Origin of the sequence: Candidatus Sulfotelmatobacter sp., assembly GCA_035498555.1 — a bacterium.
Classification (GTDB): Bacteria; Eisenbacteria; RBG-16-71-46; order RBG-16-71-46; family RBG-16-71-46; genus DATKAB01.
Map to the genome: position 1 here is coordinate 1 of DATKAB010000035.1, position 8383 is coordinate 8383.

Sequence of the window (8383 nt, forward strand, 5' to 3'; positions counted from 1 at the left end):
CCGCCGTAGTCGGCGGCGGACAGGTTGGCGGCGTGGAGCTGCGTGCCCATGGCGCCGTCGAACACCAATACGCGGCGACTCAACAGATCGAGATAAGGGCTCTTCATGGGCGGGAAGCGCACTCCTTGCCGGGCTCGCGGCCATTCGCGCGTCGAAGTGGCGAAGAACACTATCGAACGCGTCAAGCCACGGCAAACGCCGCGGTTGACATGTCGTTCGCGATCGCGGTCAATCGCGCCGTCGATCGTCCGTCACTCAGGCCAGGCCCAGGGAGCATCGCCGCCGCATGAGCCCACGCAGCCATCCCGGTCGCGACGCGGGTCGACCGCGCTCCCAGCGCCGCCACTCCGGGGTTTCGCGCGCGCGCCGAGATGCGCCGGCGCCCCTGCCCGCCGCGCCGCTCCTGCACCCGGCGATGCTAGCCGGGCTCGCGGCGCTCGCCGCCTGCATCGTAATCGACGTCACGTTCCGGATGACCGACACCGACTTCTGGCAGCACCTGCTGGTCGGCAAGGTGATCTGGAGCCAGCACCGGATCCCCATGACCAACGAGTGGACCTGGCCGACCTACGGCGTGCGCCAGGTGCTGCCCTCGTGGGCGTTCCGCGCTCTCCTCTGGCCGTTCTGGGCCGCGGCCGGCATGACCGGGCTCCAGCTCTGGCGCTGGGCCACCACGCTCGGCGCGTTCACGCTGTGCTGGCTCACCGCGCGCCGACTTGGTGCCCGCGGCTTCGCGGCGCTGCTGATGATCGGCTGGGCGGCGCTGGTCTACCGCCATCGCGTCTACGCCCGGCCCGAAACGCTGGCCGCGGTGCTGATCGCGCTGACGGTGTGGATTCTCGAAGCGCGGCGCGCGGAGCCCGGCGGGGTAACTTCCGAACGCGGGCCAACGTTCCCACCCGATCGCTCTTGGTGGCTGATCGCGGTCGCCTGGGTATGGGCCAACTCGCACATCTCCTACTGGATGCTGTTCGCCTTGCTCGGCATTCACGCGCTCAACGATCGCTTCGAGCGTTCGTCGCGCCGGCCACGGCTCGAGTGGGTGGCGCTGGCGGCGCTGGCCGCGTGCCTGGTCAATCCGTTCGGCTGGCGCGCGCTGGCGGAGCCGTTCACTTACGCGTTCGTGTGGCGCAACGAAACCATCTACCGGACGATCGGCGAGCTGCAGCCGGTGGACTGGAAATTCCTGGCCACGACTGGATACGCCGCGCTGCTTCCGCTCTGGCCGTTGCTCGCCGCGCTGCGCGCGCGGCGCCGCGGCTGGGATCTGGCCGAGCTGCTGTCGTGCGCGCTGTTCTCGGTGCTCGGGTTGTGGAATCAGCGCTTCGTGAGCGTGTGGGCGGTGGTCGCGGCGCCCTACCTCGCGCGCGGCGCCGCGGCACTCGCGTCCGACCTCCGCTGGCCATCGTGGCTGCGCCCGGCGCGGTCACGCGCGGCGCTGGTCGTGGCGCTGCTGCTCGCCGGGCGGATCGCCGACTGGCGGCGCACCGATCTGCCGCTCGGCATGGGCGTGCTGCCGAGCTCGTACCCGGCGGCGGCCACCGACTTCATGCAGGCCCATGGCATCCGCGGCCCGGGCTTCAATCACTTCGAGTTCGGCGGCTATCTGCTGTGGCGCTTCTGGCCGGAGCGCGATCGGCTGCCGTTCATAGACATCCACCAGACCGGCACCGCCGAGGATCGCCGCCTCGCCGGCCTGATGCTCAACGACGCCGGCGCCTGGCACACGCTCGAAACCGAACATCGGTTCGAGTGGGCGCTGCTGCGCCGCCTCCACGGCGCCTACGACGTCTCGCTCGACATCGTCGAGGCCGATTCGAGCTGGACGCTGGCGTTCCTCGACGACGCGGCCGCGCTCTATCTCCGCCGCGGCGGGCGGTTCGCCGCGCTGGCCGATTCGTTCGGCTACCGCCACGTGCGCGCCGGGCGCACCGGCATGGCGGTGATGGGCCGCGAGCTGGCGGACTCGACGGCGCGCGAACAGACCCGCGCCGAGCTCGAGCGCATGGCCGCCTCGTCGCCGGCCAATTCGGGGGCCTCCAGCATCCTCTCCCAGCTCGACATGATCGATGGCCACTGGAGCGCCGCGCGCCAGCACTTGGAAGCGGCCCATCGGGTGGATCCCGAGGTGCCGCGCTACGAGTCGCGCCTCGGCTGGATCGCGCTCCGGCAAGGCGACCGCGCCGGGGCCGAGCGCGAGTTCCGGGCGGCGTTGCGCCGGGACCCCGGGGACGCCCAGGCCCGACAGGGGCTCGAAGCCCTTTCCGGCAGCTCCCACTGAACTCGGGACCGGCGGCGAGGCCGTCCGTCAATTCCGCCATTGCCCGTCCGGAGTCCCGGACGTAGCCTTGTAAAGTCACAGATGGCCATCGTGATCGACCTGCTTCGCCATGGGGATGCCGCCCCGGCGTCAGAGGGCGGAGACGCCGCTCGGCGCCTCACCGAGCGCGGCCGGTCAAACGTGGCATGGATCGCCAATCAGGTCGCGGCCGGCCCCCGTCCAACTCGCCTGTTCTCCAGTCCGCTCGCGCGCGCGCGCGAAACCGCCGAGCTGGTGGCGCAGCGGTTGAACGGCGCGCTCGCGATCGAAGGCCTCCCGGAGCTCGGCCCCGAGTGCGAGCCCGAAGACGTCCTACAGGCGTTGAGTGACCGCGGCATCGCATCGGGTCACGTGCTGATGGTGGGTCATCAGCCCCTGATCGGCCGCCTCGCGTCCCATTTGACCGGAACCGAACTGCCGGTGCCCCCCGCTACGCTGATCCGGATCTCCTGCGAGAGCATCCCAATCGCAAGGTCCGGTCGGCTCGAGAGGACCTGGTCGCCGGCCGTAATCGGAGGGAATCAGGCCGCCGGGTGAGAGCATTGCCTCTCGCTCGAATCAAGTGGAGGACCTCATGACCGTCGGACAGGCATCGGACCCGGCCGTGCGCGTTTCGCGCAACAGCGACATGCTGCTGGATGGACTCTTCACCGGGATGATCGGCGCGTTGGTCGTCGCGGTGTGGTTCCTGGTGCTGGACGTGGCCGCCGGACGACCGCTCTACACCCCTGCCCTGCTCGGGACCGTGCTCTTGCACGGCGCCGCGGTCGCCGCCAACGGACCGATCATCGCCCCGCTCGAGATCGCCGCCTACACTGCGGTCCATTTCGTGGCCTTCGTCGCGGTGGGCATCGTGTTCTCCCAGCTCATGAATCTCTTCGAGCGTTTCCCGATCATGTTCTTCGTGCTGCTGGTGCTGTTCCTGAGTCTCCAGCTCGGCGTGTTCGTGGCCGACGCCGCGCTCGGCACCCAGATGATCGGGCGGCTGGCGCCCTGGTCGGTGCTGATCGCCAATCTGCTCGCCGCGGCCGGCATGGCGTGGTACCAGTGGCTGCGGCATCCCAGTGTGTTGAAGAGCGTCGAGCGGCTGTGGGAGCACGAACCTCAACAGTAGTCCTGACGCGCAGGCCTCTCGGGCCAGGGAGATCCGGATGGGCGTTCTGGATGGCAAGGTCGCCGTAGTCACCGGAGGCAATCGCGGCATCGGCCGCGGGATCGTAGAAGCGCTGGCCGCCGAGGGCGCGACCGTCGTGCTCACGGCGCGGGGCGCCGATGACGCGGCGCGGGCGGCGCGCGAGGTCGGCCACGGCGCAATCGGCGTGGCCTGCGACGTGCGCTCCGAGGATTCGGTGGCCAAACTGTTCGGCGAGGTCGAGAAGCGCGCCGGCGGCTGCGACGTGCTGGTCAACAATGCCGGGGTCGGCATCTTCGGACCGGTCGCCGACCTGCGCCCCGACGAATGGCGCGCCGTCATCGAAACCAATCTCAACGGCGTCTTCTACTGCTGCCATGCCGCGATTGCTCAGATGAAGAAGCGCGGCGGCGGCTACATCTTCAACATCTCCTCGCTGGCCGGGCGCAACGCGTTTCCGAACGGCGCCGCCTACAACGCCAGCAAGTTCGGGCTCAATGGATTCAGCGAAGCGCTGATGCAGGAAGTGCGCTACGACAACATCCGCGTCTCCTATCTGATGCCGGGCAGCGTCGCCACCGACTTTGGCAGCGGCTCGTCGCAGAAGTCGGACTGGGCGCTCACTCCCGCCGACGTCGCCGAGGTGGTGCTCGACCTGCTGCGCTCGCCGGCGCGCGCCCTCTACAGCCGCGTCGAGATGCGCCCGAGCCGCCCGCCCCGGCGGTCCTGATTCGCGGCGCGCCCCGCGCCCGTACTCCCGCCCACCGCGCCCGTCGCCGCAGGCAAGACCCCGGCTGGCGGCCGGCGCATCGACTCGGCTAAGGTGCACCGCTCGCCCGCCGCGTCGCTTCCCCGCGGGCTTACTCATGGCCGGCCGGATGGCCGGAACTCGGGCGACTCACGGAGGAACATCCATGCGAGGTATATCGCTCATGTTCGTGACCACGGCGCTGCTGGCGATGGCGGCGCACGACTCGGGAGCCGCCGGCGCGGCCGCTCCGGCGGGGACCAAACCGGGTGCGCCGGCTTCCGGCGCCGCCACGAGCGGCGACGACAACGCGCCATTCTGGGCGGCGAAGCCCAACGCCGAGCAGTTCGCGAAGCTCCAGGATCAGCGAATCGCGAAGGCCAGAGCGGCGATCGCGAAGCTCAAGGCGGTGAAGGGCGCTCGCACCGTCGAGAATACGCTGGCGCCTTACGACGAGGCCATCCGGCAGATCGACGCGGCCGGCGCCCAGACCAGCCTGATGCAGAACGTCAGTCCCGAGGAGGCGGTCCGCACCGCCGCCGAGAAGGCGCAGCAGGCGGTGTCCGCCTACGCCACCGAGCTGTCGCTCGACCGCGCGGTGTACGACGCGCTTTCGGGTCTCGACGTCTCCAAGGCCGATGACGAAACGCGCTACTACGTGAAGCGCACGCTGCGCGACTTTCGGCTGGCCGGCGTCGACAAGGATCCCGCGACGCGCGAGAAGGTGAAGAAGCTCCAGGCCGAGCTGGTCGAGATCAGCCAGGCGTTCGATCGCAACATCCGTGACGACAAGCGCACCGTGATCGCGAAGAGCGCCGCCGAGCTCGACGGACTCCCCAAGGACTTCATCGACCGCCACAAGCCCGCCGCCGACGGGAGCATCACGCTGACCATCGACTATCCCGACGCGGTGCCGGTCAGCACCTACGCGAAGAACGAAGAATTCCGCAAGAAGATGTACATGGAGTACAACAATCGCGCGTACCCCAAGAACATCGACGTGCTGAAACAGATGATCGCAAAGCGCGACGAGCTGGCGAAGCTGATCGGCTTCCCGACCTGGGCCGACTACATTACCGCCGACAAGATGGTGGGCACCGCCAAGAACGCCAGCGACTTCATCGACGGCGTGGTGCAGGCCTCGGGCGAGCGCAACCAGCGCGAGTATCAGGTGCTGCTCGATCGCAAGCGCAAGGACACGCCGGGCGCGACCGCGGTTCAGCTTTGGGAAAACGTCTACTACATGGAGCAGGTGCGGAAGTCCGACTACAACTTCGACTCGCAGTCGGTGCGCCCCTACTTCCCGTTCGACGAGGTGAAGAAGGGCGTGCTCGACGTGACCAGCCGCATGTTCGGCGTCGAGTTCCGGCCGGCGCCCGACGTGCCGGTGTGGGATCCGTCGGTCGAATGCTACGAGATGTACGACGGCGGAAAGCTCGCGGGGCGCTTCTACTTCGATCTGCACCCGCGCGCCAACAAGTACAACCACGCCGCTGAATTCGACGTTCGCACCGGGCTCGAGGGCCGGCAGATTCCCGAGGCCTGTCTGGTCTGCAACTTCCCCGGCGGGCAGGCGGGCGACCCGGGGCTCATGGAATACAGCGACGTCACCACGTTCTTCCACGAGTTCGGCCACCTGCTGCACGCGCTGTTCTCGGGGCACCACCGCTGGATCGGCATCGGCGGCATCCGCACCGAACAGGATTTCGTGGAAGCCCCGTCGCAGATGCTCGAAGAGTGGACCAAGAACCCCGCGGTTCTGGCTTCGTTCGCCAGGCACTATCAGACCGGCCAGCCGATCCCGGCCGAGCTGGTGAACCAGATGAATCGCGCCAACGACTTTGGCAAGGGACTGCAAGTGCGCCGCCAGATGGTCTACGCCGGAACCTCGCTCGCCTGCTACGACCGCGATCCCAAGACGCTCGACACCAGCGCGCTGATCCGCGAGATGGTGAACAAGTACCAGCCGTTCCCGTTCGTCGAGGGCACCCACTGGCAGTGCTCGTTCGGCCACCTCGATGGGTACTCGGCGGTCTACTACACCTACATGTGGTCACTGGTGATCGCGAAGGATCTGTTCGCGCACTTCGACTCGAACAATCTGCTGGCGCCGGGAGCGGCGACTCAGTACCGCGACTGCGTGCTGGCGCCGGGCGGCTCGAAGCCGGCGGCCGAGTTGGTGGAATGCTTCCTCGGCCGGCCCTTCAACAATCAGGCGTGGAAGAAATGGCTGGACGAGAATTGAGGCGCTGAGCGCTCGTTGACATCCCGCGGGCCGGTTCCCATCGGAGCCGGCCCGCGGTGCCTTTGGGTAGCCGAAACGCGGATTTCGGCATTGCGGTCGCGAGGAACCGGGGCCTAGACTTGAGGCGTTCGCGGCTCGACTTCCCCCGCCCCTGCCGTGCCGACCTTCGACCGTGCCCGAAGGAGCCGCCCATGAAGACGCTTCTGCCCGCCCTCGCCGTTCTGGCATTGCTCCCCACCGCGACACGCGCTCAGTCCCAGGCCCTCGGAAGCGTGGCCATCAACTGGGACCAGTGCTACGGCGACGGGCCGGTCTACAATAAGGTCTTCGCATGCAACACCAATACGGGATTCGACGAATTCGTGATCTCGGCCACCCCGCCCGCCGATATCCCTGCGCTGGTTGCGATCTCAGTGGTCGTCGATCTGGCGGCCAGCAACGCGAACCTCGCTCCGTGGTGGAACCTCGACCCCGCTTCTGGGACCTCCACCGGCTGTCGCGCGGGCCCGCCGAGCGCGTTCAGTGTTTTCTTCACGCCCACTGGCTCGACGAGCTCGTGCGTGGACCCGTGGCAGGGCCAAGCTAGCGGCGGATCGAACTACGTCTCGCAGCAATTCGGTGTTCCCAACCTCGCGCGGCTCCGCATGGTCTGCGCCGTCGTGGCGCCGGTCGCCGTGTTCGCCAATCATGAGTTGTTCCTCGCGCGGGTACGAATCTCGCACACGAAGACCGTGGGCACGGGCGCATGTGCCGGGTGCGCGGATCCGATGTGCATGATGCTCAATTCGGTCGAACTCGATCAGCAGCCAGGAATGCCTGGCGGCAACTCCTTCCTGATCCTTCCGAATCCCGGGACCGACAGTGATCTGCTCACCTGGCAGACCGGGGCGTCGGCGCATCGCGTGATTGAGTGCCAGCCTCCCCATTGCGAGAAAGACCTCACCTGCCCGGCAGTCACGTCCACCTCGCGCTCCACCTGGGGCGCGATCAAGTCGATGTATCGGTAGCGCTGGCACCGGCCGAAGGAGCCGCCCATGAAGATTCTGGTTCTCGCATCCGCCGCGCTGATGTTCGGAGCCTTCCAGGCCTCCGCCCAGGTGATCTCGAGCGGCGGCAGCATCGCTCTCAATTGGGACCAGTGTTACGGCGACGGGGCGATCAACAACAAGGTATTCGCTTGTGACACCAACACGGGATTCGACGAATTCGTGATCTCGGCGACCCTGCCGACTGACATTCCCGCGGTCGTGGCGATGCAGGCGGACATCTTCCTGATGAGCAGCGGCGCGAGTCTGGCCCCCTGGTGGAACCTCGCCACAGGCTGCCGTTCGGGTCCGCCGAGCGCCCTGCACGCCAGCTTCGACTTCACCACCGACCCGGCGAGTTCGTGCCTCGACCCCTGGCAGGGCGCCGCTTCTGGCGGAAGCACCTACACCTCGGGCTTCCCCAGCCCAAACGGGGCTCGAGCCCAGATGGTTTGTGCCGTTGCTGCTCCGGTCGCGGTGCTTGCCGGCCGCGAGCTACGCGTCGCGAAGGTGGTGATCAATCATTCGAAGACGGTGGGCGCAGGCGCCTGTGCCGGCTGCTCCGATCCGATGTGCATCGTCCTGCGGATCGTAGAATTCGATCAGAATCCCGGACTCGGTAATTCCTTTCTCGTGCAGCCGAAGGCCGGCACCAATAGCGACCTGCTCACCTGGCAGCCCGGTGTAACGCCTCAGCGGACTTTCGTCGACTGCGATCCCGGTCAGAACCCTCATTCGTGTGAGAAGACCCTTCAGTGCGTCTCGGTAACTCCCACCTCGCGCTCCACCTGGGGCGCGATCAAGTCGATGTACCGGTAGCGGCCCGCGTCCGGCGCCGCTCTGACCGCGCCGGGGCGGCGAGGCTCGCCGCGCCGTTGGCGCTGGCCTAGGATGCCGGGATCGCAACTCACCC

General features: G+C 67.8%; 7 protein-coding genes. All 7 read left to right on the top strand.

The window, feature by feature from the left end:
* The first annotated feature begins 286 nt into the window (after positions 1-286).
* The 7 genes from VMJ70_03220 to VMJ70_03250 all read left to right on the top strand — a co-directional run bounded on the left by VMJ70_03220 (position 287) and on the right by VMJ70_03250 (position 8289).
* Entirely contained in the window at positions 287-2281 is a 1995-nt protein-coding gene (locus tag VMJ70_03220; GenBank protein ID HTO90121.1) for a hypothetical protein, read from the top strand.
* Between the two features lie 81 nt (positions 2282-2362).
* Complete coding sequence (locus VMJ70_03225; protein ID HTO90122.1) at positions 2363-2857, top strand: histidine phosphatase family protein; 495 nt, start codon at positions 2363-2365, stop codon at positions 2855-2857.
* A 37-nt stretch (positions 2858-2894) separates the two neighbouring features.
* The gene (locus VMJ70_03230; GenBank protein ID HTO90123.1) at positions 2895-3434 is read left to right on the top strand and encodes a hypothetical protein; all 540 of its coding nucleotides are present in this window, start codon (positions 2895-2897) and stop codon (positions 3432-3434) included.
* A gap of 37 nt (positions 3435-3471) precedes the next feature.
* Positions 3472-4182: an SDR family oxidoreductase gene (locus VMJ70_03235; protein HTO90124.1), complete on the top strand. Its 711-nt coding sequence runs from the start codon at positions 3472-3474 to the stop codon at positions 4180-4182.
* 184 nt (positions 4183-4366) lie between these two features.
* Positions 4367-6445: a M3 family metallopeptidase gene (locus tag VMJ70_03240; GenBank protein HTO90125.1), complete on the top strand. Its 2079-nt coding sequence runs from the start codon at positions 4367-4369 to the stop codon at positions 6443-6445.
* A 191-nt stretch (positions 6446-6636) separates the two neighbouring features.
* Entirely contained in the window at positions 6637-7452 is an 816-nt protein-coding gene (locus VMJ70_03245) for a hypothetical protein (protein HTO90126.1), read from the top strand.
* A gap of 27 nt (positions 7453-7479) precedes the next feature.
* Positions 7480-8289, top strand: a complete 810-nt coding sequence (locus VMJ70_03250) for a hypothetical protein (protein ID HTO90127.1) — start codon at positions 7480-7482, stop codon at positions 8287-8289.
* Positions 8290-8383: the final 94 nt, after the last annotated feature.

What these genes read in the sequence shown, in the direction of transcription:
- VMJ70_03220 (HTO90121.1), top strand. Translation starts at nt 287, where the DNA reads ATGAGCCCACGCAGCCATCCCGGTCGCGACGCGGGTCGACCGCGCTCC.
- VMJ70_03225 (HTO90122.1), top strand. Translation starts at nt 2,363, where the DNA reads ATGGCCATCGTGATCGACCTGCTTCGCCATGGGGATGCCGCCCCGGCG.
- VMJ70_03230 (HTO90123.1), top strand. Translation starts at nt 2,895, where the DNA reads ATGACCGTCGGACAGGCATCGGACCCGGCCGTGCGCGTTTCGCGCAAC.
- VMJ70_03235 (HTO90124.1), top strand. Translation starts at nt 3,472, where the DNA reads ATGGGCGTTCTGGATGGCAAGGTCGCCGTAGTCACCGGAGGCAATCGC.
- VMJ70_03240 (HTO90125.1), top strand. Translation starts at nt 4,367, where the DNA reads ATGCGAGGTATATCGCTCATGTTCGTGACCACGGCGCTGCTGGCGATG.
- VMJ70_03245 (HTO90126.1), top strand. Translation starts at nt 6,637, where the DNA reads ATGAAGACGCTTCTGCCCGCCCTCGCCGTTCTGGCATTGCTCCCCACC.
- VMJ70_03250 (HTO90127.1), top strand. Translation starts at nt 7,480, where the DNA reads ATGAAGATTCTGGTTCTCGCATCCGCCGCGCTGATGTTCGGAGCCTTC.